Origin of the sequence: Blastococcus sp. KM273129, from assembly GCF_021698995.1 — a bacterium.
Classification (GTDB): Bacteria; Actinomycetota; Actinomycetes; order Mycobacteriales; family Geodermatophilaceae; genus Blastococcus.
Genome location: NZ_SSXB01000008.1, coordinates 39,181 through 62,113 on the forward strand (window position 1 = coordinate 39,181; position 22,933 = coordinate 62,113).

The 22,933-nt window shown below is 78.4% G+C and carries 17 protein-coding genes; 11 read left to right on the forward strand and 6 right to left on the reverse strand.

Annotated features, from left to right (window positions below; all coding sequences use genetic code 11):
* Position 1: 1 nt before the first annotated feature.
* Complete coding sequence (locus E9565_RS03950; RefSeq protein WP_236834121.1) at positions 2 to 1,678, reverse strand: RIO1 family regulatory kinase/ATPase; 1,677 nt, start codon at positions 1,676 to 1,678, stop codon at positions 2 to 4.
* 252 nt (positions 1,679 to 1,930) lie between these two features.
* On the opposite strand from E9565_RS03950, the gene E9565_RS03955 reads away from it, so the two are divergent.
* From E9565_RS03955 to E9565_RS03985, 7 genes are all read left to right on the forward strand, one after another.
* Positions 1,931 to 2,230, forward strand: coding sequence for a hypothetical protein (locus tag E9565_RS03955; protein ID WP_236834122.1), 300 nt, complete (start codon positions 1,931 to 1,933; stop codon positions 2,228 to 2,230).
* Positions 2,227 to 4,638 (forward strand): PEP/pyruvate-binding domain-containing protein, encoded by a 2,412-nt coding sequence (locus tag E9565_RS03960; RefSeq protein ID WP_236834123.1) that lies wholly within the window; start codon positions 2,227 to 2,229, stop codon positions 4,636 to 4,638. The genes E9565_RS03955 and E9565_RS03960 overlap by 4 nt, the downstream gene beginning before the upstream one ends.
* On the forward strand, positions 4,635 to 7,472 hold the full coding sequence (locus E9565_RS23090; RefSeq protein ID WP_236834124.1) for an alkaline phosphatase D family protein: 2,838 nt from the start codon (positions 4,635 to 4,637) through the stop codon (positions 7,470 to 7,472). The genes E9565_RS03960 and E9565_RS23090 overlap by 4 nt, the downstream gene beginning before the upstream one ends.
* Before the next feature lie 75 nt (positions 7,473 to 7,547).
* Complete coding sequence (locus E9565_RS03970) at positions 7,548 to 9,986, forward strand: phosphatase PAP2 family protein (RefSeq protein WP_236834125.1); 2,439 nt, start codon at positions 7,548 to 7,550, stop codon at positions 9,984 to 9,986.
* Positions 9,983 to 11,071 carry a YbhN family protein gene (locus E9565_RS03975; protein WP_236834126.1) on the forward strand — a complete coding sequence of 363 codons (1,089 nt, stop codon included), beginning with the start codon at positions 9,983 to 9,985 and terminating at the stop codon, positions 11,069 to 11,071. The genes E9565_RS03970 and E9565_RS03975 overlap by 4 nt, the downstream gene beginning before the upstream one ends.
* Positions 11,068 to 11,718, forward strand: coding sequence for a phosphatase PAP2 family protein (locus E9565_RS03980; protein WP_236825950.1), 651 nt, complete (start codon positions 11,068 to 11,070; stop codon positions 11,716 to 11,718). The genes E9565_RS03975 and E9565_RS03980 overlap by 4 nt, the downstream gene beginning before the upstream one ends.
* Positions 11,719 to 11,930: 212 nt before the next feature.
* The gene (locus E9565_RS03985; protein WP_236834127.1) at positions 11,931 to 12,854 is read left to right on the forward strand and encodes a polysaccharide deacetylase family protein; all 924 of its coding nucleotides are present in this window, start codon (positions 11,931 to 11,933) and stop codon (positions 12,852 to 12,854) included.
* On the opposite strand, the gene E9565_RS23095 is transcribed toward E9565_RS03985, so the two are convergent.
* Positions 12,826 to 14,172, reverse strand: coding sequence for a wax ester/triacylglycerol synthase domain-containing protein (locus E9565_RS23095; RefSeq protein ID WP_236834128.1), 1,347 nt, complete (start codon positions 14,170 to 14,172; stop codon positions 12,826 to 12,828). The two genes, E9565_RS03985 and E9565_RS23095, sit on opposite strands and share 29 nt — an antisense overlap.
* A 197-nt stretch (positions 14,173 to 14,369) precedes the next feature.
* Between E9565_RS23095 and E9565_RS03995 the strand changes: the two genes are divergently transcribed.
* The 3 genes from E9565_RS03995 to E9565_RS04005 all read left to right on the forward strand — a co-directional run bounded on the left by E9565_RS03995 (position 14,370) and on the right by E9565_RS04005 (position 18,154).
* Positions 14,370 to 14,615, forward strand: a complete 246-nt coding sequence (locus tag E9565_RS03995) for a 2TM domain-containing protein (RefSeq protein WP_236834129.1) — start codon at positions 14,370 to 14,372, stop codon at positions 14,613 to 14,615.
* Positions 14,612 to 17,116: a cation-transporting P-type ATPase gene (locus tag E9565_RS04000; RefSeq protein ID WP_236834130.1), complete on the forward strand. Its 2,505-nt coding sequence runs from the start codon at positions 14,612 to 14,614 to the stop codon at positions 17,114 to 17,116. Before E9565_RS03995 ends, E9565_RS04000 begins: the two co-directional genes overlap by 4 nt.
* Before the next feature lie 159 nt (positions 17,117 to 17,275).
* Positions 17,276 to 18,154, forward strand: a complete 879-nt coding sequence (locus E9565_RS04005) for a hypothetical protein (RefSeq protein ID WP_236834131.1) — start codon at positions 17,276 to 17,278, stop codon at positions 18,152 to 18,154.
* Between the two features lie 17 nt (positions 18,155 to 18,171).
* Here E9565_RS04005 and E9565_RS04010 read toward each other — a convergent pair whose 3' ends face one another.
* The 4 genes from E9565_RS04010 to E9565_RS04025 form a co-directional block, all read right to left on the reverse strand.
* Positions 18,172 to 19,158, reverse strand: a complete 987-nt coding sequence (locus E9565_RS04010; RefSeq protein WP_236834132.1) for a zinc-dependent alcohol dehydrogenase family protein — start codon at positions 19,156 to 19,158, stop codon at positions 18,172 to 18,174.
* A gap of 22 nt (positions 19,159 to 19,180) precedes the next feature.
* On the reverse strand, positions 19,181 to 20,155 hold the full coding sequence (locus tag E9565_RS22915) for a universal stress protein (RefSeq protein WP_236825957.1): 975 nt from the start codon (positions 20,153 to 20,155) through the stop codon (positions 19,181 to 19,183).
* Positions 20,156 to 20,357: 202 nt separating this feature from the next.
* Complete coding sequence (locus E9565_RS04020) at positions 20,358 to 21,071, reverse strand: hypothetical protein (RefSeq protein WP_236825958.1); 714 nt, start codon at positions 21,069 to 21,071, stop codon at positions 20,358 to 20,360.
* On the reverse strand, positions 21,068 to 22,054 hold the full coding sequence (locus E9565_RS04025; RefSeq protein WP_236834133.1) for a universal stress protein: 987 nt from the start codon (positions 22,052 to 22,054) through the stop codon (positions 21,068 to 21,070). The genes E9565_RS04020 and E9565_RS04025 overlap by 4 nt, the downstream gene beginning before the upstream one ends.
* 204 nt (positions 22,055 to 22,258) lie before the next feature.
* Between E9565_RS04025 and E9565_RS04030 the strand changes: the two genes are divergently transcribed.
* Complete coding sequence (locus E9565_RS04030) at positions 22,259 to 22,930, forward strand: HPP family protein (RefSeq protein ID WP_236825960.1); 672 nt, start codon at positions 22,259 to 22,261, stop codon at positions 22,928 to 22,930.
* Positions 22,931 to 22,933 lie beyond the last annotated feature (3 nt).

Genomic DNA, 22,933 nt, shown 5'->3' on the forward strand with positions numbered 1-22,933 from the left:
CTCACAGCAGGCCGCCCGCCCGGAGGTTGAGCGCGGCGAGTGCGACGGTGAGGGCGATCCCGCCGACCGTGGCCAGGGCCAGCAGCAGGCGCCGGGCGCTCCAGCGCTGGATGCGGATCCTCGGGTGGTGCGGCAGCGAGGCGCGGAACTCCGCCAGCAGGTCGCGGCCGGACGCGTCGATCCGCCGGCGCAGCTGGCGGGGAACGGTGACCGACCCGGTGGCGGCGAAGGCCTCCGCCAGCTCCTGCTCGTCGAAGTACTGCCGCGCCCGTGCCAGCACCCGCTCGGTGCCGACGGCCAGCGCGAGGACGAGCAGCATGTTCGCCAGGTCCACCGCCTGCCGCCAGCGTGAGGGGCGCAGCTCACCGAAGGACACGTCGACGAGGACGGCCCGGGCCCCCTGCGCCAGCACGTTGGAGGGCTTGATGTCCCGGTGCGCGGCGCCGGCGGCCCAGAGCCGGCGGACCTGCACCAGCGCGTCGTCGACCAGCGCCTCCTCCACCGGCGCGTCGAGGACCTCCACGGCGTCGGGCACGAGCTCGGTGACCAGCAGGTACTCCCGCCCCGGCACGACCTCCACGACGCCGACGGGCTCGGGCACGCGGACGCCGGCGTCGCGCAGCAGGCGGAGCATGTAGTCCTCGTGCTCGACCAGGCGGCGGACGGAGGAGAACGGCGCCTCGTCCTCCAGCCGCCCGTAGCGGAGCACGCGGGCCAGCTTGTACCAGCGGTCCGAGTGCAGGTGGGTGCTCGAGTAGAGCTTGCCGAAGAGGAGGCCCTCCGGGGGACCGGCGATGCGCAACCGGCAGGGGGTCGATCCCGCCGAGCCGTCGAGCCGGTACGGCTCCAGGGCGGTCAGCCGCAGCCCCAGCTGCTCGCGCACCGCCCGGGACACGGCCGCGCACCGCTCACCGTCCAGCCGCAGGTGGGCCTTCACCTGCCGGCGGAACGTGACCGGGAAGGCGTCCTCGGGCGCCAGCACGTGGAAGGCGACGGCCGCCAGACCGCAGCCCAGCAGCGCGCTGAGGACCTCGGTCGACGCCACGTCGTGCCCGAGCGCCACCCGCCCGGCCGAGACGACGCCCAGGAGCAGGACGACGGCGGACCACCCCCACCTCCGCGCCGGTCCGGAGGGGGTCAGCACGAGGAGCGTCGCCGTCGCCACGGTGGCGAGCACGAGCAGGGGCCAGGCCGGCAGGTGGACCGCGTCGGGCGAGCCGGTGAGCTCGTCCCGGAAGGCCCGCGCCAGCGTCGCCGGCCCCAGGGCGAGCTGGGCGACGGCGGCGACGACCGACACGGTGCCCAGGTAGACCACCAGGTGCCGCCACCGCGTCGTCCACACGAGGACCAGCAGCACGGGGAACCACAGCACCCGGTAGCCGAGCACCCCGCCGAGCCGGTTCATGCTCTCCGCCCAGCCGGGGACCTGCTCCTCGGCGCCGAGGAGCAGGTCGCGTGCATCGCGGTCGAGGCCCGCCACCAGCTCCGGGTGGGCGCTGCGGACGAGCAGGCCGGCGACGGCCGCCACGACGGCGAGCGACCATGCCAGGACCACCCGCGGGAGCCGGCGGCGGCCCGTCGGCTCCAGTCCCGAGGGCCGGCGCCACCGGTCCTCGTCGGGCCACCGCGGGCGGCGCACGTCCGCACCGACGGCGTGGCCGCGGTCCTGGGTCTCCACCTGCCGTCCTCCCGCCCGTCCGCTCGGTCGCGTCCCGGCGGTGCTCCCCTTGGATCGTCGACCGGTCACGCTCGGGGCACGCGGGCCCGCCGTCCCGCCGCGCAGGGCCGAAGGTCCCTCCCGCGACCTCGCGTCGCCGTGGCCGCGCGACGCCGAAGGTCCCCGGGGGACGGGGTCGGGAGACCCCGGGCAGGCCCCCGGTGCGCGTCTAGCGTCGCCAGCACCGCCCGCCCGCCGTCCCGGGGAGTGCCCGTGCCACGCCTGCTGCCGCTCCTGCTGCTCGCCCTGCTCGGCGTCCTCGTCGGGGCCGTCGACGCCGCCCGGGGCGGCGACGGTGACCTGGTGGTGCTCCTGGCCGCCGTCGGCGTCGTGCTCGCGGCGGCGCTCGTCCTGGTGCTGCGCTCCCGGCACCGGATCGCGCTGCGTCCCGACCTCGCCACCTGGCTGCGCCGGCGGGCCGCGGCGACCGGCGAGCCGGCCGACCGGCTGGCCGACCGGTGCGTGGCCGCCTACCGCGCCGGGCTGACCACCGCCGGGGACGCGGGCCGGTGACCGTCACCACCGGTGTCCGGCGCGACGCCGTCGCCGAGCCGGTGGTGGTCCTCCGCCGCGGCAACCCCGCACCGCCCGGGGAGCTCGGCGGCAAGGCGGCCTCGCTCGACCGCCTGGTGCAGGCCGGGTTCCCGGTGCCTCCGACCGCGGTGGTCAGCGCCACCACCTACCGGTCGGTCGCCGCCCACCCCGACCTCGCCGGCCTGCTCGGCCGGCTGCGCGCCGGGGAGACCGTGCCCGCCGGCGAGGTCGACGCCGCGTTCCTCGCCGTACCGGTCCCGCCGTCCCTCGAGGAGCGGCTCGTGGCCACGGCCCGATCGGTCGGGGGTGGCGCCCCGGTGGCGGTGCGGTCGTCGGCGACCGTCGAGGACATGGCCGGGGCCTCCTTCGCCGGCCAGTACCGCTCCTCGCTGGACGTCCCGCCCGACGACGTCCTGCACGCGGTGCGCCTGACCTGGGCCTCGCTGTGGCACCCGGCCCCGTGCGCCTACCGCCGCGCGTGGGGCATCGGCAGCGACGACGTCGCCATGCCGGCGGTGCTCATGCGGATGGTCCCGGCGCGCTCGGCCGGCGTCGTGTTCACCGTCGACCCGGGCGGCTCTCCCGGCCAGGTGCGCGTCGAGGCCGTGCCGGAGCTCGGCGAGGCGCTCGTCTCCGGCGCCCGCACGCCCGACGTCTGGCTCCTCCCCCGGCAGCCGCCGGGCGAGGCGGCGGCCCCCGCCCACGTGCGGGAGGCGGCGGCCCTGGCCCTGCAGGTCGAGGCGGCGTCCGGCGGCCGGCCGCAGGACGTCGAGTGGGCCTGGGACGGCAAGCGGACGTGGGTGGTCCAGGCGCGGCCCATCACCACCGGGCCCGACCGCACCGACGACGGCGCGGACACCCCTGTCGACGACGCCGAGCTGACCACCGCCGGGATCGGCGAGACGCTGCCCGGCGTCCTCCCGCCGCTGGTGTGGGACGTGGCCTCCTTCCTCGTCGAGGAGGCGCTGCGCGACGTGCTCGGCCGGTCGTGGGGGCTGCCCGCCGACCGGTGCGGTCCCCACGAGCTGGTCCGCCGCGTGCGTGGGCGGGCCGCCCTGGACCTGGACCTGCTCAAGAGGGCCGCCCGCAGCGTCCCGGGCGGATCCGAGGCGGAGCTGGAGCGCCAGTACTTCGGCTCCGCCGAGCCCGACGCCGACGAGGGGGCGCCGGCGTCCCGGTGGCGGACCGCACGGGTCCAGCTCCGGGCGGGCGCGGCCCGGCGGCGCGCGACGGCGGAGGCCGCGGTCGTCCTGGCCGCCACCGACCAGCTCCTGGCCGATCCGCCCGCGCTGCCCGTGATGGCGATCCCCGACCTGCTGGCCTACCGCCGGAGGCTGGTCGACCTGGGCACCCGCGGCATGACGGTGGAGTTCGCCGTCGCCTCGGCGGCGGTGGGCGCCTACGCGGAGCTGGAGGCGACCCTCGCCGGGCACCTCGGCGAGCAGGAGGCGGCCTCCGCCGCGCAGCGGGTGACCTCCGGTGCCGGCGCGCGGCGCACGCGGTCGGCCGGCACCTCCCGCTCGGTGTTCGCCGGCCCGACGTGGGCCGAGGGCGGGCAGGAGTCCCTCCCTGCGCACCGGTCCCGCCGGGTCGAGCGGGAGACGGCACGGCGCGAGCTGGAGCGGCGGCTGACCGGGCAGCGGTCGTGGCGGCGGGTGCGGATCCTCACGGGGCAGGTCGTCGACGTGCGGCTGCACGTGCTCCGCCGGCTCGTGACCGACGCGAGCGACGGGCTGGCCCGCCGGGAGAACGTCAAGGCTGCGGTCCTGGCCCTCGGGGGCGAGGTGCGGCGCGTGCACCTGGAGCTCGGCCGGCGGCTGACCGGGGCGGGGGCGCTGCCCGATCCGGAGGCGGTCGACCTGCTGCGCGAGCACGAACTCGCGCCGGCGCTGGCCGGTGCCCCGCCCGCGCCGGCCGAGCTCGCCCGCCGGCGGCGCTGGCTGCGGCAGCGTGAGGAGGAGCCGCCGTTGCCGGTCCGGTTCACCGGCGACCCCGGCACCGCGCCGGGCGCGGTGCCGGTGGGGGACCGCCTCGACGGCTGGGCCGCCGCACCGGGCCGGCACACCGGGCGGGCGCACGTCCTGCGCGCACCGGACCCGGACCTCCTCGAGCCCGGGGAGGTGCTCGTGGCCGCCGCGACGGACGCGGGGTGGTCCCCGCTGTTCCTCCGCGCCGGCGCGATCGTCGTCGAGCGGGGCGGGCCGCTGTCCCACGCGGCGATCGTGGCCCGCGAGCTGGGTGTGCCGGCGGTGCTCAACGTCGCCGGCGCCACGAGCGTGCTGGACGGCCGCGCCGTGACCGTGGACGGGGACGCCGGGACCGTCGTCCTGCACGCCGGGGACGGCGCGCACGGGACCGGCGCCCGGGACGCGGGGGTGGCCCCGTGAGGCGCCGGGTCCGCGAGGACTGGTGGGCGCAGGCCGACGTCGACCGGGCGCAGATCTTCGTGCCCGCCATCATCGGCGCCGGCATACTCGTCTCCGCCTTCACGCTGGTGCGCGACGCCCTGCACGGCCGCAACCGGCGGGGGCGGGACCGGCGAACGTCGCTGCAGGGCCTGGCCACGGCGCACGGCGTCCGGACCGGCGACCCCCCGGAGGCCGCGCTCCCGGCCGGTCTCCGGCTCCGCGTCCACTACCTGCTGCTGGCCCTGAGCGCCGGCGCGCTGGCGGTCTACGGGGCCCGGGGCGCGACGAAGAACTACACCCAGGCCGCGGGCATGTTCGGCGCCGGGGTGTCGTGGCTGTACGCCCTCCTCCTCCTCGCCGCCGGAGCGATGGCCGCCCTCGCCATCACCTCCCTGGTCCTCCTCGTCCGCTGGCCCGACGTCCCCGGGCCGGTCCGGCCGCTGCTGGTCAGCACCCCGCTCGGCCGGCGGCCGCCGGCACCGGGCGCCCCGTCCGGGCTCGGGGTGCTGCTGCTCGGCTGGGCCGCGGTGCTCACCGGCGCCGCCGCGGCCCAGTTCACCTTCACCGTCGCGGGGGCACCCCAGCTGCTCGAGGGGGTGGACGAGACCGTGCCGGAGCTGCCCGGGTGGACCGGGCTGCCCCTGGAGCTGGTCGGCACGGTGCCTGTCGCCGTCGCGCTGTCGGTCCTGGTCGGCCTGCTCACCCGGCGCTGCCCGCCGTTCGCGCTCGGGCAGCTGACCGTGGTGGGCCTCTCCCTGGGGGCGCACCTGTGGTTCACCGACGCGGTGGAACGCGCCCACCCGCCCGACGGTCCGCTCGCGGGCCTGCTCGACTCGCTGCCCAGCGGCCCCGCCCTGCAGGCGACGCTGCTGGCCGGGTTCGTCCCCCTCGCCGTCCACGTGCGCACCCGCCGGCGCGGGCCGGCGCTGGCCGTCCTCGGCGGCACCGCCGCGCTCCTGGCCGGCTACGCGGTCCAGCTCGTGCGCGACCGGCTCTACTGGCCCTCGGACGTCGGCGCCGGCGTGCTCATCGGCACGGCGCTGGTGCTCGGCACCTGGTGGGCGCTGGAACGGCGCGGGCTGCACCGGGACTGCAGCGGATGCCCGTGGCAGCCGGCCGGTGCCACCCCGACCCCGGGCCTGGTGAGCCTGGGGCCCGCGCGTGAGCGGACCGTCCGGCGCCTGGCCCGGGCGTGGCTGGCCGGGGCGCTGGCGTTGTTCGCCGTCCTCGCCCTGGTGGAGGGGCTGCCCACCAGCCCGGAGGGCGACACGATGGGTGCGGAGCTGTCCCGGACCCTCCAGCTCGGGCTGCTCGCGCTGGCCGCGGTGGGGCTGCTGGTGGCGCTGCGGTCCGAGGCCGTCGGCGCCCTGCTGGCCGCCGTCGCCGGCACGGCCCTGGGCATCTTCGCCGCCATCACGTACCAGCCGTGGGTGAGCCTGCTCGTCGGTGCCGTCTTCCTGCTGCCGGCCGTCGGCTTCTGGCTGGTCTGGCAGCACCGCAGCTCGCTGCGGGCGGTGACCACCCTGGCGCTGGTGCTCGGCGGCACCTACGGCGCCGCGGCGGCGGTGTACGAGCGGCTCTTCGGGCCGGCGCACCCCGTCTCCGCCACCCTGCCGCTCGAGGTGGACCGGGTGCTCTGGGCCTGGTCCGGCGGCGTGACCGGGCGGTCGGCACAGGTGGTCGCCGGCCTGGCGGACCCGTCCTCCACCGCCCGCCTGGCGGTGACCCCGGTCGACGGCGGCGCACCGCGGCGCTCCGCCGCCGTCGCCCCCACCGCACGCGGCGTCGTCCGGCTCGCCGTCGACGGCCTGTCGCCCGGCACGGCGTACCGCTGGACGGTCGAGGTCGACGGCCGGCCGGACGAGGGGCGCGGCCGGGGCGGCTTCCGGACCGTCCCCGAGGGCCCGGCGTCGTTCACCCTCGCGGTCGCCGGCTGCGCGCGCACCGGCTCCAGCGGGGCGGTGTTCGACGCGATCGCCCACGTCGACCCGCTGCTCTACCTCCAGACCGGCGACCTGCACTACGCGGACGTCTCCCGGGACGACGTCGGCGCCTTCGGCGACCGGTACGAGGACGTGCTCACCGCCCCGGCCCAGGCGGCGCTGTACCGCGAGGTCCCGGTGGCGTACGTGTGGGGTGACCACGACTTCGGCGGGGACGGGTCCGACGCCTCCTCCCCCGTCGGGCCGGCCGCGCGGCAGGCCTACCGCGAGTACGCGCCGCACCACCCCCTGCCGGACGAGGGCGCCGTGTACCAGGCCTTCACCGTGGGCCGGGTACGCGTCGTCATGACCGACACCCGGTCCGAGCGCACCGCGACCTCGATGCTCGGCGCCGAGCAGAAGGCCTGGCTGGCCGACGAGCTGGTGCGCGCCGCGCGCACCCACGCGGTCGTGCTCTGGGTGAACCCCGACCCGTGGGTGGCGCCGGCCGGACCCGGCCGGGACGACTGGGGCGGCTACGCCGACGAGCGGCGCGAGCTGGCCGACGTCGTCGCCGGTGCGGGCATCGAGAACCTCGTCATGCTGTCGGGGGACGCGCACATGGTCGCCGTCGACGACGGCACCCACACCGGCTACGCCACCGCGGGCGGGCCGGGGTTCCCGCTGCTGCACGCGGCGGCGCTGGACCGCCCGGGCTCGGTCAAGGGTGGGCCGTACAGCGAGGGCGCCTTCCCGGGGGCCGGCCAGTTCGGCACGGTCGCGGTGGCGGACGACGGCGGGCCCACGGTGACCGTCACCCTCGCGGGCTGGACGTGGGAGGGCGAGCAGCTGGTCTCGCACACCGTGACGGTGGCCGCGCCGCCCGGCTGACGCAGTGCGGGAGGTCCCCCGGCCCGGGCCGGAAGACCCTGCTGCCGAGGGCGGCCACGGGGGTGCACTCCTGGGGTGACCACGCAGCTGCAGGTGGGCAGCCGGGACCTGGGACCGGGCGGCTCGGGACCGCCGCGGGCCGGCCGCTCCCCGGTGCACCGCTACCACGTCGACCTCGTCCGCGTCCTCCTCGGCGCGGCGGTGCTCGGCCTCGGGTTCCTCGTCGCGCAGCGCGGTGAGCTGCCCACCTTCGAGCGCGACCTGTTCCAGCTGGTCAACGGCCTGCCGGCGGGCATCTTCCCGGTGGTGTGGGTGGTCATGCAGCTCGGCAACGCGGTGGCCGTCCCGGTCCTCGCGGCCGCCGCGCTCGCCGCCCGCCAGGTGCGCATGGCGCGGGACCTGCTGGTCTCCGGGCTGCTCGCCTACGTCGCGGCCGACCTGGTGAAGGGAGTGGTCCGGCGGGAGCGGCCCGGCGGCTTCGCCGTCGAGGTGAACTTCCCCGAGGGCCCGGTGGGTGGCCTGGGCTTCATCTCCGGCCACTCCGCGGTCGCCGCCGCCCTGGCGACGGCCGCGGTGCCCTACCTCTCCCGCCGCATGCGGCGCGTCGTCTGGGTGCTGGCCTGGTCGGTGGCGCTGGGCCGCATCTACGTGGGCGCCCACCTGCCCCTCGACGTCGTCGGCGGCGTCGCCGTCGGCTGGGCCATCGGCTCGCTGGTGCACTGGGTCTTCGGGGTGCCACGGCGCGAGGTCGACCCGCGCCGGCTGAGCGGCCTGCTGACCCGGCTGGGCATGCCCGTCCGGGACCTCTGCCCGGCCGAGGTCGATGCGCGCAGCTCGCACCCCTTCGAGGCCACGACCGCACACGGCTGGCGGCTGTACGTGAAGTACCTGGAGCCGGACCGCGCCGAGCGGGACTGGCTGTACCGCCTCTACCGGCTGCTGGCCGTCCGGGACGTCAAGGACGCCGACGCCGTGGCACCCCTGGGGCAGCAGGCCGAGCACGAGGCGGTCGCCGCGATGACCGCCCGGGAGCGCGGGGTGCGGACGCCGCGCATCCTCCTGGCCCGGGGCGACGACCGCGGCGCCGTCGTCGTGCAGGAGTTCCTCCCCTCCCGGCCGCTCGACGAGCTCCCGGCCGAGGCCCTCACCCCGGAGCTGCTGGACGCGGTCTGGGAGCAGGTCGGCCTGCTGCGCCAGGCGCGCGTCGCCCACCACGACCTGGTCGCGGGCAGCGTCGTCGTCGACGACGTCGGCCGGCCCTGGATCGTCGACTTCGGCAACGCCCTCACGGGCGCCTCCGACGACTCGCTGGCCGGGGACGTCGCCGAGCTGCTGGCCGCCCTCGCCCTGCTCGTCGAGCCCCGGCTGGTGGTCGCGTCGGCCGTGGACCGGCTCGGACCGGCACCGGTCGCCGCGGCGCTGCCCGCCCTCGCCCCGCTCAGCCTCTCCTCGGCGACCCGCGCCCGGCTGCGGGCCCGGCCGGACCGCCTGCACCTGCTGCGCGCCGAGATCCGGGCGCGGCTCGGCCTGCCCGACCCCGACCGCCCGGAGTTCGCGCCTGCCGGCTGGCCGGCGCGCACCGCCGTGGCCGTGGGCTCGCTCGGTGCCCTCGTGGGTGTGCCGCTGCTGGCCGGGGCCGGCCCGATGGCCGAATCCGTCGAGCGCGGTGGCTGGCGGTGGCTCGGCGCTGCCGTGGCGCTGGCGGTCCTCGCCCGCGCGGCGATGGCCGTGGGCGCGTTGCTGACCGTGGAGCGGCGGATCGCCCTGGGCCGGACGTACGGCGCCGGGATGGTGGCCGACAGCGCCATGCTGCTGCACGGTCACGACGGATGGCGGCGCGCGGCCGCCCGCTTCCTGGAGCGGGCCGGGGTGCTGCCGGAGGCGGCCCGGGCGGCCCTGGCCCGGTTCACCGCCGGGGCCGTGGTCGCCGCCGTCCTGGTCGCCGTGGCGACGTTCGCCCTCGCCGTGGTGGAGGGTCGGCTGACCGGCTGGCGCACGCCCGAGGCGCTGGTGCCCGCCGTCCTCGTCGGGCTCGGGGCGTGGGCGCTCGTGCTCACCGGGCAGTGGCTCGCCCTGCGCGGGTCGGGGGCGACCCCGGCCCGGACCGCGCCACGGGAGGACGTCGGGCAGGCGCTGCGCGACCTGCTGTCGCTCCGCCGGCAGGGCGTCGAGCGGCCGCCGTGGCGGCGCGGTGCCCAGCTGGCGTGGACGGTCGCGGGCGTCTTCCTCGAGGCCGCCGTCCTGGCCGCGGCGCTGCACAGCGTCGGCGGTCAGGTCGCGCTTCTCGCGACCGCGACGGTCTACGGCGCGCTCCACCTGCTGTGGTCGGTCGTCCCCGTCACGGCCGCACCCGGTGCCGCCGACGTGGCGCTGCTGCTGGCCCTCACCGGGCTGGGGGCGCCGCTGGCCAGCGCCTGCGCCGCGGTGCTGCTCTTCCGGCTGCTCACCTTCTGGCTGCCGGCCGCGGCGGGAGCCGCCCTCACCGCCTGGTTCGAGCACCGCTTCGGGCTGTGAGCACGCCTCTCCCCGGCCGGTCCCGCCCCGGTCGCGCCCGGGCGGTCCTCACCGGCCGGGTCGCGCGGGCGCTCCTCACGGTCGGCGTCCTGGTGGTCGTCTTCGCCGGCATCCTGCCCCGCATCGCCGACTACGACCGGGCGTTCGGCCTGGTGCGCGCGCTCACGTGGCGGGAGGTGGTCCTCGTCGCCGCCGTGGCCGCGGTGAACCTGGTCTCCTACGCGCCCCTCTGGATGGCCGCCGTACCCGGGCTGCGGCTGGGCCGGGCGGTCCTCGCCGACCAGGCGTCCACCGCGATCGCCAACACCGTGCCGGCCGGGTTCGCCTTCGGGGTGGGGACGACGGCGGCGATGTACCACTCCTTCGGCGTGCCACCGGCGGCCATCGCGCGCGCGGTCACGCTCACCGGCGTCTGGAACAACCTCGTCAAGCTCGCCATGCCGGCGGTGGCGCTCGGTGGTCTGGCGCTCGCCGGCGACACCTCGCCGGCCCTGGCGACCGCGGCCGCCCTCGGCAGCGGCCTGCTCGTGCTGGCCGTCGCCGCCCTGGTGCTGGCCCTCACGTCCCACCGGGCCGCCGCGACGCTGGCCTCGGGGGCGGAACGGCTGTCGGCCCGGGCACTGCGCCGGTGGGGGCGCCGACCTCCCTCCGGCTGGGTGGCGCGCACCGAGACCTTCCGGACGGAGTCCCTGGGGCTGGTCCGCGACCGGTGGCACCTCCTCACCGCCGCAGCGGTGGGCAGCCACACGGCCCTGTTCGTCCTCCTGCTCGTCTGCCTGCGGACCGTCGGCGGGGAGGGCGCCGGCGTCCCCTGGCTCGCCCTCCTGGCCGTCTTCTCGGTCACCCGGCTGGTGACCGCGGTACCGATCACCCCCGGAGCGCTCGGCATCGCCGAGCTCAGCTACGTCGCGGGGCTCACGGCCGTCGGCGTGGACGCGGCCGCGGCGGCCGGGGCGGTGCTCGACTTCCGGCTGCTCACCTGGTTCCTGCCCATCCCGCTGGGCGCGCTCGCCTGGGTGCTGTGGCGCCGGGGTGCGGGTCGGGTGACCGCTCGCGTGCCGCAGGGCGCCGTGGTCCGGGGGTGACCGTGGACGTGCGGCGCCGGTGGGCCGATGCCGCCACCGTCGCCGGTGGTGCGGCGATCGCGGGGCTCTGCGCGCGGGTGGTGGCGCCGGGCACCGTGGGCGACCTCGAGCGCCGGGTGTTCGAGCTGGTCAACCACCGCTCCGACGTCTGGCAGTGGCCGCTGTGGTCGGTGCAGCTGGTCGGGGTGCTGGGCATGCCGCTGCTCGTCGCGACCGGCGCGCTGGTGCTCCGCCGGTGGCGCCTCGCCGGTGCGCTGGTGCTCCTCGTGCCGCTCAAGCTCCTCGTCGAACGGGCGGTGCTGAAGGAGCTGGTGCACCGCGAGCGCCCGGGGACGACGATCCCCGGAGCGGTGCTGCGCGACGTCCCCTCAGCGGGCGCCTCGTTCCCCTCGGGGCACGCGATCATCGCCTTCGGGATCGTCGTGCTGCTGCTGCCCCACCTCCCGCGAGGCCGCTGGCGGGTGGCGGTGGTGGTCCTGGCCGTGCTGAACTCCGCGGCGCGCGTCTACCTGGGCGGGCACGCGCCGCTGGACGTGGTGGGTGGCGCCGCGACCGGCGCGGCGCTGGGGGCCGTGCTCAACCTCGGGGTGGGCGTCCCCCGCCGGACGGCGGAGCCACGGCCGGCCGGCCGGCCCGCTCACGGGTGACGGCCCCACCGACCGGCGCACCGGGGCCGATCGTCACCTGCGACCACGACCGTCGCCCCTGACCCGCCGCATCCGGTCCCGCGACCATCGGGTGGTCACGCGCCACCCGCCGGAGGGACCGGGCACGCCGATCCACCTCCGCCCGTCCCCCGCCGGCACGGGTGCGTGGTCCGCCGGTGCCCCGGCGGCGTCGCGACCGCTCGGAGGTCAGGGTGAGCACGGTGCGCCAGGCCCGCTGGACGGGCATCGCCCTCGCCGCGGCGGCGCTGGTGGCCCTCGTCGTGGCGGTCGTGCTGGCGGGGGGTGGGGGATCCGGCGACCGCGCCGCGGACGGCACCGGATCCGCCCCGGCGACCACCACCGTGCCGCCCTCGACGGTGCCGCCCTCCGCCGTCCCGCCCGAGCCGTCCACGAGCCCGGCGCCGTCCACGAGCACGGTGCCGGGTCCGCCGGCCACCGTGCCGCCGGCCTCCCCCTCCCCTCCGGCGGCCGCGGTCCCCGCGGCGCTCCGCGGCCAGGACGTCTCCACCGTCCCCACCGACCGGCGGGTGGTGGCGCTCACCTTCGACGCCGGGGCCGGCAGCTCGGGCCTCGCCTCGATCCTCCGGACGCTCGCCGACGAGCGCGTGCCGGCGACGTTCTTCCTCACCGGCCGCTGGGCCGCGGCCGATCCCGCCGGCGTCGAGGCCATCCGCGCCGCCGGGCACCGCATCGGCAACCACTCGGCCACCCATCCCCACTTCACCGGGCTGTCCACCGCCGCGATCGCCGCGGAGGTGCGCGGCGCGGAGGCCACGCTGCGAGCCGCCGGGGTCGATCCGCGGCCGCTGTTCCGCTTCCCCTTCGGGGACCGCGACGCCCGCACCGTCACCGCGGTCAACGACCTGGGGTACGTGGCGGTGCGGTGGACCGTGGACACGCTCGGCTGGCAGGGCACCAGCGGCGGCCGCACCGCCACATCGGTCGTCGACCGGGTGATGGGTGCGCTGCAGCCCGGCGAGATCGTCCTCATGCACGTCGGCGCGCACCCCGAGGACGGCAGCACGCTCGACGCCGACGCGCTGCCGGCGCTGGTCGACCGGATCCGCGCGGCCGGCTACGGGTTCGTCACCCTCGACGCGCTGTTCCCGGGCTGACGCCGGCGAGCTCGTCGAGGCGGCGCTGCAGGGCCTCCCGGAGCACGGGGAGGTCGGTCACCGCGCCCGCATCGGCGACAGCGGTGACCGTGAGCGTGCCCGCGTAGGACAGGGCGGTGAAGGAGACCGTGAGGTTGCCGGACTCCCCCACCGCCACCGGCACCACCGCGGTGACCGGGACGCCCCCGAGGGACCGGGGCACCGGCGGCCCGGCGACGTCGCTCACCAGGGTGTGCATGCGGCGCTGCCGCCGCAGGTACCAGCGGTAGCACCCCCCGGCGGCCAGCACGCGGAACACCGGGCCGAGGAGCGCCGGGAGGGACGGGCCGGCGGCCTGCTCCCGCCGCGCCGCCACCACGCCGGCGACGGTGCGCAGCCCCTCCTCGGCGCCCCCGCCCACGGGCACAGCCACGACCAGCGGGGCCGCCGCGTTGCCCGGCCGGTCCGCCCGGGCGGTCCGGCGCCCGGACACCATGACGGCGACCCGGAGCACGTCGAGGTGCTCCCCGCGGTGCCGCAGGAGGTCCCCGAGCGCCGCGGCGACCGCCGCCAGCAGCGCGTCGTTCACCGATGCGCCGGAGCGGTGCGCCGTCGCCCGGAGCGGGGCGAGCGCGGCGCGCGCCACCGCGAGGGCCACCCTGCCACCCGTGGGGGCCAGCAGTGAGCAGGGCGCGGCGGCGCCGGGGTGCGCCCCGCCCCCGGCCGACAGCGCCCGTCGCAGCTCGGGGAGGGCCCGGCGGAGCCGGCGGACCCCGGCGATCCGCGCCCGCCACGCGTCGGCGACGAGGCGGGCGTAGGCGGGCCGCGACGTCCCGGCCGGGCTCCCCACCGGCGGGGCGTCGTGGCCGTCGAGGAGGCGGTCGAGCACCGCCATCCCGCCGATCCCGTCGAGGACCGCGTGGTCGACGACGAGCAGCACCGCTGCCCGGCGGTACCCGGTCAGGATGGTGGCCGACCACAGCGGGCGGTCCCGCGGCAGCCGGCGGCCCACGACGTCGGCGGCCAGCCCGAGCAGCGCGTCCTCCTCGCCGGGCCCCGGCCACGGCAGGTGCCGCACGTGCCGGTCCGGCGCGAAGGCCGGGTCGTCGACCCAGACGGGCGGGCCGGCCAGGGGCGGGGCGGCGAGCAGGCGCCGGCGCAGCCGCGGCACGGACGCCAGCCGCGACACCAGCAGCCGCTCGACGGCGTGCAGGTCGTCCGCCGGGCCGGTGCCCAGGAGCAGGAGGACCCCCAGCTGCCCGGGTCGTCCCCGGCGCCCCATGGCCGCCATGGCCCGGTCGGCCGGCGAGGCCCGGTCGATCGGCTGGTCGGTCGCCACGCGTCCCTCCCCGGCAGTCGTGCGACGACGCTGCCCACCCGGGTCCGGCCCGGGGAGGGCCGAAGGTCGCCGACCACGGGGGCCGCTCGACCCGGACCGGAGGACTTCCGCACCGGGACCCACCGGCGGCCGGTCCCCGACGCTGGACCGCGGTCGGGTCACCGGCCCGCTGCCGCCGTCCGGATCCGGAGCGCCCGATGCCCGACGAGGGCTCCCTCCCCTCCCCCGCCCAGATGCGGCGGCGTCGACGGTTCGCGCACCACCTGCTGGTCTTCGCGACCGTCAACGCCGCCCTCGTGGTGGTCTGGGTCGTCGGCGCCCTCGCGACCGGCTCCTGGTTCCCGTGGCCGCTGGTACCGGTCGCGGTCTGGGGCGCGGTGCTCCGCCTGCACCGGCGCAGCGCCTACGCCGACCAGGACGCGGCCCACCGGGACCGCGCGTGACCGGGGACGTCGCGGCCGCCACCCCGGCCGGCCTGTCCTCGGCAGAGGTGGCGGGACGTCGGCCCGAGGGCGGGAACCGGCTGCCGGTGGAGGGACCGCCCCCACCGGTGCGGCTGCTGGCCGCCCAGCTGGTGCACTTCTTCGCGCTGCTGCTGTGGGCCGCCGCCGGGCTGGCCTTCGTCGGCGGCATGCCGGAGCTGGGCGTGGCGATCGCGGTGGTCGTCGTCCTCAACGGCGTGTTCGCCTTCGTGCAGGAGTACCGCGCCGACCGGGCCGCCGAGGCACTCCGGGACCTGGTGCCCCACCGGGTGACGGTCGTCCGCGACGGCGTGCGCCGGCAGGTCGACGCCGTGGACCTGGTCCCGGGCGACCTGGTGCTCCAGGAGGCGGGTGACCGGGTGGCGGCCGACCTGCGGGTGGTCGAGTCGCACGGGCTGCGGGTCGACGAGGCGCTCCTCACCGGGGAGAGCGAGCCCGTGGGCAAGGACGCCGGCGACCCCCTGTCGGCGGGTTCCTTCGTCGTCGAGGGCGAGGCCTCCGCCGTGGTGACCGCGATCGCCGGCGACACCCGCCTGGCATCGATCGCCCGCCTGACCCGCACGGTCGAACGCGCCAGGACACCGCTGGCGCGGGAGCTCCACCGCGTCGTCCGCACGGTCACCGTGCTGGCGGTGGGCATCGGCACCGTCTGCTTCCTCACCGGCACCTGGCTCGGCCTGCCCGCCGGCGAGGGCTTCCTCTTCGCGGTCGGGGTCACCGTGGCGCTGGTCCGCCGGCTGGAATCCGTGGAGACCCTGGGCTCCACCACCTTCATCTGCACCGACAAGACCGGGACCCTCACCCAGAACCGCATGGCGGTGGTGCGGGTCTGGACGCCGGCGGGCGACGTGGCGGTCGAGGGCACCGGTTACGAGCCGGTGGCCGAGGTCCGCGGCGTCGAGGCCGCGGTGACGGCCGCCGGTCGGCTGGCGCGGACGGCGGCCGCGTGCTCCACCGGCCGGGTCCACCGGGACGACGACGGCGGCTGGGTCGCGGTCGGCGACCCGATGGAGGCGGCGCTGGACGCGCTGGCGCGTCGGCTCGGCGTCCCCGGCACCAAGGCCGGCGCACCGCCGGGCGCCCGGCGGTTCACCTTCGACCCGCGGCGGCGCCGCATGTCGGTCTGGTCGGACGGCACGCTCGCGCTCAAGGGGGCACCGGACAGCGTGCTGCCCCGGTGCACCGCCCCGGGCGGCGCCGCCGACGAGGCGGCCCGCATGGCCGCCGACGGGTTGCGCGTGCTCGCCGTCGCCCGCCGCTGCGGCCCGCTGCCGGACGGTGCGGACGCCGACGCCGCCGAGCGGGACCTGGAACTGCTGGGCCTGGTCGGGCTGGAGGACCCGCCCCGACCCGGCGTCGACGAGGCGCTGAGCCGCTGCCGGACCGCCGGCATCGCCGTCGCCATGATCACCGGGGACTCGGGCGCGACGGCGACGGCGATCGCCCGCCGGACCGGGCTCTGGCGCCCGGGCAGCCGGGTGCTCGCCGGCCGGGACCTGCCGGCCGACGAGGCCGCGCTGGGCGAACTGCTCGACGCCGACGGCACGGTGGTCTGCCGCGTCGCGCCCGAGGACAAGCTGCGCATCGCCCGCGCGCTGCAGGCCCGCGGCCACGTCGTCGCCATGACCGGCGACGGGGTCAACGACGGCCCGGCGCTGCGCGCCGCCGACATCGGCGTGGCGATGGGCGTGAGCGGGACCGACGTGGCGCGCCAGGCCGCCGACCTCGTGCTGCTGGACGACCACTTCGCGACGATCGTCGACGCCGTCCGCCAGGGCCGGGCGACCTTCGCGAACATCCGCCGCTTCCTCACCTACCACCTGACCGACAACGTCGCCGAGCTCACGCCGTTCGTCGTCTTCACCGTCACCGGCGGCTCGGTGCCGCTGGCGCTCGGCGTGCTGCAGGTGCTCAGCCTCGACATCGCCACCGACCTGCTGCCGGCCCTGGCCCTGGGCGCGGAACCGGCCTCGGCCCGCGTGCTCGACGGCCCGCCGCCGCGCCGGCGGCTGGTCGACGGCGCCCTGCTGCGCCGGGCGCTCCTGGTCCTCGGGCCGGTCGAGGCCACCATGGCGATGGCCGCCTTCCTGGCGGTGCTGCTCCCGGCGGGCTGGTCCTACGGCGCCGAGGTCCCGGCCGGCACCCTGGCCGCCGCCTCCGGGGCGGCCTTCGCGGCGGTCGTGCTCGGCCAGTTCGGGAACGCGTTCGCCTGCCGCAGCACCACCCGCCCCGCGTGGCGGGTACCTCCGCGCACCAACCCGCTGCTGGCGTGGGCGGTCGCGGTCGAGCTGCTCGTGCTGGTGGCGGTCCTCGCCGTGCCACCGGTCGCCGGCCTGCTGGGCCAGGCCGTCCCTCCCCTGGCGGGGCTCGTGGTGGCGGTCGCCGCCGCGCCCGCGGTGCTGCTCGCCGACGCCGTGGTGAAGGGGGCAGCGGCGCGGCGGCACCGGGCCGGCGTCGGCTGAGCACCGGGCCCGTCGCGCTCTGCCTGCGTGCTGCCCGGTGCGGCCGGTGGTCATCCGTCGGTGGGGACGTTGGTCGGCGCGGCAGGGGGTCCGGCGTCAGCGGCGCCGCCGCGCGCGACGGTCGATCCTGGGAGGACCGTGCCACCCCGAGGAGGGACCGTGCTCCCTGGCAGACCTCCGGACCCGCGGCGCACCGCCCGGGCGCTCCAGGACGCGGCCGTCGCCGCCCTCCTCGCCCCCTCGGCGAACGGCGCCCGGCCGTGGCTGGTGCGGGTGCGACCGGGGTCGCTGGAGCTGCGCGCGGACCGCTCCCGCAGATCGTCCGTGCCCGACCGACGGGCCCGCGAGCCCCTGCAGGGCGCCGGGGCCGCGCTGCTCGACGCCCGCGTGTCCCTGGCCGCCGCCGGCCTCGCCGTCGAGGTGCGCCGCCTCCCGCTGGCCACGGATCCCCAGCTGCTCGCGGAGGTGTGCCCCGTCGCGGGGTCACCGGACCCCGCCCTCGCCGCCCTGGGCCCGGGGACGGCTCCGGTCCCCGCCGCCGGCGAGCCGTGGCCGGGCCCGCTCGAGCCCACCCCCGCCCGGCTGCCACCGGAGCTGGTGCGCGCGCTCGTGGAGGCGGCCTCGGCCGAGGACGTCACGCTGGTCCCCGTGGACCGCGAGGACCGGCTGCGGTTGCTCGCCGACCTCGTCCGGCTCGCCGAGCCCGGCCCGCGCGCCGGCCACGCCGATCGTGCGGAGCCGGTGGACGTCAGGCCCGGCGCGGGGCAGACCGTGGTCCTGCTGGCCACCGCCCGGGACGACGAGCTCGCCTGGCTGAGGTCCGGCGAGGCGCGCCGGCGCGTGCTCCGCATCGCCGGCGCCCGCGGCTGGACCGGAGATCCGCTGCACCAGGTGGTCGAGGTGCCGGTGGTGCGCATGCAGGTCCGCTCGGCGCTGAGCTGGCACGCCCACCCGCAGGACCTGCTCCGCCTCGGCCGCGTCACCGCGCCCCCGGCCGGCACGGCGGCACGCGGCCGCGCCACCCCCTCGACGGGCTGATCGCGGGACCGGCCCGGTCAGGCGTGCAGGACGGCCGCGCCGCCGAAGCGGCCGTGCGCCAGGTCGGCCAGCGCACGGGGGGCCTCGGCCATGGGGTAGGGCACCGTCGTCGCGGTGATCCCGAGCCGGGCCGCCAGCCGGAGGAACTCCTCGCCGTCGCGGCGGGTGTTCGCGGTGACGCTGCGCAGGCGGCGTTCCTGGAACAGCTCCGCCGCGTAGTCCAGCCCCGGGACGGCGGAGAGCCAGATACCGGCGACGGCCAGCGTCCCCCCGCGGTCCAGCGCCCGCAGTGCGACGGGCACGAGCTCCCCGGCCGGTGCGAACAGGATGGCGCCGTCCAGCGGCTCCGGTGGCGCGTCGGCCGCCCCGCCGACGGAGTCCGCCCCCAGCGCCCGCGCGAGCTCCTGGTTGTGCCGGCCGCGGGTCAGCACGTGCACGCGCAGCCCCTGCGCGAGGGCCACCTGCGCCGTCAGGTGCGCACTCCCCCCGAAGCCGTAGATGCCCAGCCGCCCGCCGGGCGGGACCTCGGCGCAGCGGAGCGCCCGGTAGCCGATGATGCCGGCGCACAGCAGCGGTGCGGCCTGCTCGTCGGTCAGCCCGTCGGGCAGCGGGTGGGCGAACGCCTCGTCGACGAGGCACGCCTCGGCGTAGCCGCCGTCGACGTCCCACCCGGTGAACCGGGGGGCCGTGCAGAGGTTCTCCCGCCCGTCCCGGCAGAACCGGCAGGTGCCGTCGGTCCGGCCCAGCCAGGCGACCCCCACGCGGGCGCCCACCGCGAACCTGCCGGCGCCCGGACCCAGCGCGTCCACCCGCCCGACCACCTCGTGCCCGGGGACGACGCCGGGACGGCGCGGCGGGAGGTCCCCCTCGACCAGGTGCAGGTCGGTCCGGCACACCCCGCAGCAGCTGACCGCGACGCGGACCTGGCCCGGGCCCGGCTCGGGCAGCGGCTTCTCGACGCGGCGCAGCGGCACCCGGTCGACGGGCGCCGGTGCGTCGAGCACCCACGCGAGCACCGCGACCGGCTCAGCCCTGGGTGGCGGCGGCGGCCATGGCCGGCCCGGCCGCCTCCTCGGTCCGCGGCGGGTGCACCACCATGACCGGGCACTCCGCCCGGACGACGGTGCGCAGCGCCACCGACCCGAGCACGATCCCGGCCAGCCGGCTCCGGCTGCGGCTGCCCACCACGAGCAGCGCGGCCCCTCGCGCCCGGTCGACCAGCACGTCGTCGGCCGGCCCGATGCCGGCCACCACCCGGACGTCCTCGCCGCGGGACGTGTCGAGCACCTCGTCGGCGACCTGCCGCCCGAACCGCTCGGCGTCCTCGCGCAACTCCCGCTCCGACGGACCGCTGTACGGCGCGAACTCCGTCCAGGTGTCCACCGGCGTGCTCGCGACCACGACCTCCAGCCGGCCACCGCGACGCCGCGCCTCCTCGGCACCCCGCCGCAGGGCGGCCCGGCCGGCGGTCGAGTCGTCCAGCCCCACGACGACGCGGTCGTCGTGGGGCTGGTCCGCGGACCGGACCACGACCACGGGGCAGCGGGCGTGGACCGAGCACTGGAGCGCCACCGAGCCGAGCACGGTGCTGCGCACGGCGCCCCGCCCGCGGCTGCCGACGACGAGCAGCTCGGCCCCGTCCGACCACCGCACCAGCTCCTCGGCCGCCCGCCCGGCCACCACGTGCAGGTCGACGGGTACGTCACCGTCCGGCTGCGCCGTCGCCCGCCGCACGTCGTCGAGGAAGGCCCGGGCCCTGGCCGCGGTCTCCGCGCGCATGCTCTCGACGTGCCCCTCCTCCAGGAGGTAGGCGTCCCCCCAGACGAAGTCCACCGGGAAGGTGGTCACCACGTCGAGAGCGGCCGAGCGGCGAGCCGCCTCCGCCAGGGCCCAGCCGAGCGCCCCGCGGGAGTGCTCGGACCCGTCGATGCCCACCACGAGGCGCGCCCGGTCGGAGCTCCCTCCGGGATCGGTCGGCTGCTGTGCGGTCGTCTCCGTCACCGGTCTCTCCTCGCTGTCGCCGTGGGTGGCCCGCCCAGCGTCGCCAGGTGGCCCGGCCGCGACCGCAGGCCGATGTCCCGCCACCGCGGGACGTTGGTCCCCCGGTCGACCGCGAGCGCTGGTACGCCGAGGAGCTCGTCGCCCGGTGCACGGCCCTCCCGCCGGGGCACGCTCCGGGGCCGGGACCCGCCGGCCACGGCGCTCAGCGCTGCTCGGCCCGCGCCGCCAGGCCCCGCAGCATCCGCTGCTCCATGACGTAGCCGACCGGCTCGACGAGGCGCCACAGCAGCGCCTGCGACCGGGGGTGCACGAGCCGCTGCCGCACGACGACCCGCGTGGCCCGCCCGCCCCGCTCCGGGCGCAGGACCCACTGCCAGGTCGCGACCGTCGGGTCCCCGGTCACCGCCCCGGCGCGGTGCGGGGGCCGCGGGTCGGCGCTCACCAGCACCAGCGCGCCGGGTGGCTCGGCGGTGTGCACCCGGAAGCACGGGTAGCCCTCCGGGCCGAGCCGGACCAGGTCACCGGGCTGCAGGCGCTCCTCGGCCGGCAGCAGGGTGCGCAGGCTGCGGATGCGGCAGCCGACCAGGTTCTCCAGGCCGTCGTAGCTGTACAGCCCGGCCCGGCCCTGACCGATCTGGGCGAGCCACGGCCAGACCCGCTCGACCGGCGCACCCACCGTCACGGCCCGCGTGTACCCCCGCACGGGTACCGGGACCAGGTCATCGCCCGGCATCTCCCCGGCGACCTCGTCGGGAGTGGCGCCGCGCACCGCACGCCGACGGCGGAGCAGCGGGGAGCTGAGCAGCGCCAGCAGGACCCGGACGCCACCTCCCAGGACGTCGGCGAGGGAGCGGACGACGTCGGCGGACCCGCCCCCGACCACGGGTCCGGCGACGCCGCCGGCCGGCGCAGTCACGCCGGCACGGGCGGCGCCGGCCGGTCCGCCCCGTGCCCGGCCCCGACGGGCTCCGGCGCCCGGTCCTCCCGGGGGTGGACGACCATGACCGCGCCGAGCGCGTGCATGGCGCACTCCAGGGCGACCGACCCCAGGACCAGACCGCGCAGCACGCCGCGCCCGCGGCTGCCGACGACCAGCAGGTCGTCTGCCCCGGCGGCCGCCACCAGCACCTCGGCGGCGCGCCCCTGCACGACCGTCGTCCGCACGTGCGGCACCACGCGGCCCGCCGCTCCCCGCTCCGCCAGGACCGCGTCCACCGTCGCCCGGGTACGCGCCGCCAGCTCGTCCCGGATCCGCTCCGGCGACGGCACGACGGCCGTGGTCAGGTCGATCCAGAGGTCCTCGATGTCGAAGGCGACCACGACGTCGACGTCGGCACCGGCCCGCGCGGCCTCCTCCACCCCGGTGACCAGCGCCGCCCGGGCTCCCGGCGAGCCGTCGTCCCCGACCACCACCCGCCCCGGCGCACCACCCCCGGCGTGCACCACGACGACCGGGCAGGCCGCCCGCGTGGCGCAGTGCAGCGCGACCGAGCCGAGCAGCACGCTGCGGACGGCTCCGCGCCCGCGGCTGCCCACGACCAGCAGGTCGGCGTCCCCCGACCGCTCCACCAGCGCCTGCGCCGGCGGCCCGGGCAGCACCTGCAACCGGACCTCGACGTCGCCGGCACCCGGCACGGCCGCGACCGCCGGCGCCGACCGCGTGCCGGCCACGAGCGCACGGACCCGCGCCGCCGTCTCCTCGCGGATGAAGGCGACGTCGGGCAGCCACACCGGGGCCCCGCCCAGGTAGGCGACCTCGACGGCGTACCCGGCGACGACCTCCAGGACCGCACCCCGGCGGGCCGCCGCCGCGAACGCGTGGGTCAGGGCCGCGCGCGACGCCTCCGACCCGTCCACGCCGACGACCACCAGGGGTCGCTGCACCGCTGCACCGTCCACGCGCCGCTCCTCCGCTCGTGCCCGGCCGCTGCCCGGCAGGCCCCGACGATGCGCCCGGTCCCCGCCGTCGCCCCCGGGTCCGCCGTCCTGCGGACGGGGGACCAACGTCCCGTCGCATCCGGCCCCGCGGCCCTGCGGCGACCGGCGCCGCCGGCCCTAGCGTCGGCCCGACCGCCCCACCGACGCCTGATCAGGAGCCGCATCGTGCAGGTACGCGACGTCATGACCCGCGGGGTCGTCACCGTCGGCCCGGACACCTCGGCCAAGTACGCCGCGGAGGTGATGGCCGAGCACGGCTACGCGGCGCTGCCGGTCGTGGACGGCGCCGACCAGCTCGTGGGCATCGTGGCCGAGGCCGACGTCCTGCGCGACCGGCTGCCGGCCGACCCGCGCCTGCACCTCCGCCGCGACGACCCGGGGGGCTCCGCCCCGCCGCTGCTCGTGCGCGGCGTCATGACGCAGGGGGTGCGCACGGTGGACGAGGGCGCCGACGTCTCCGACGTCGCCCGCCTGTTCGTCGACGACCGCCTGCGCAGCGTCCCGGTCCTCGCGAACGGGCGGCTGGTCGGCATCGTGAGCCGCCGCGACCTCCTGCACGCGCTGGTGCGCCCGGACCCGGACATCGCGCGCGACCTCGCCCGCCTCGTCGAGGGGTACACCGGCGACCTGGGCGACTGGGACGTCGCGGTCGTCGAGGGGGTGGCGACGGTCCGGCGCACCGCCGGCGTCCCCGAGCCCTCCGCGGCGGTGGAGGCGAACGCGCTGCGGGCGCTGGCCCGGACCGTGCCGGGCGTCGTCGGGGTCCGGGTGCTCCCGTCCCCGAGCGGGGACGACGGGCACCGCGGGAACCCGGTCGACGCGGACGCCACCACCTGAGCT

Bases quoted from the DNA above. Each gene is read 5' to 3' on its own strand.
- E9565_RS03995 (WP_236834129.1), top strand. From the start codon at position 14,370: ATGCCCGACGAGGGCTCCCTCCCCTCCCCCGCCCAGATGCGGCGGCGT.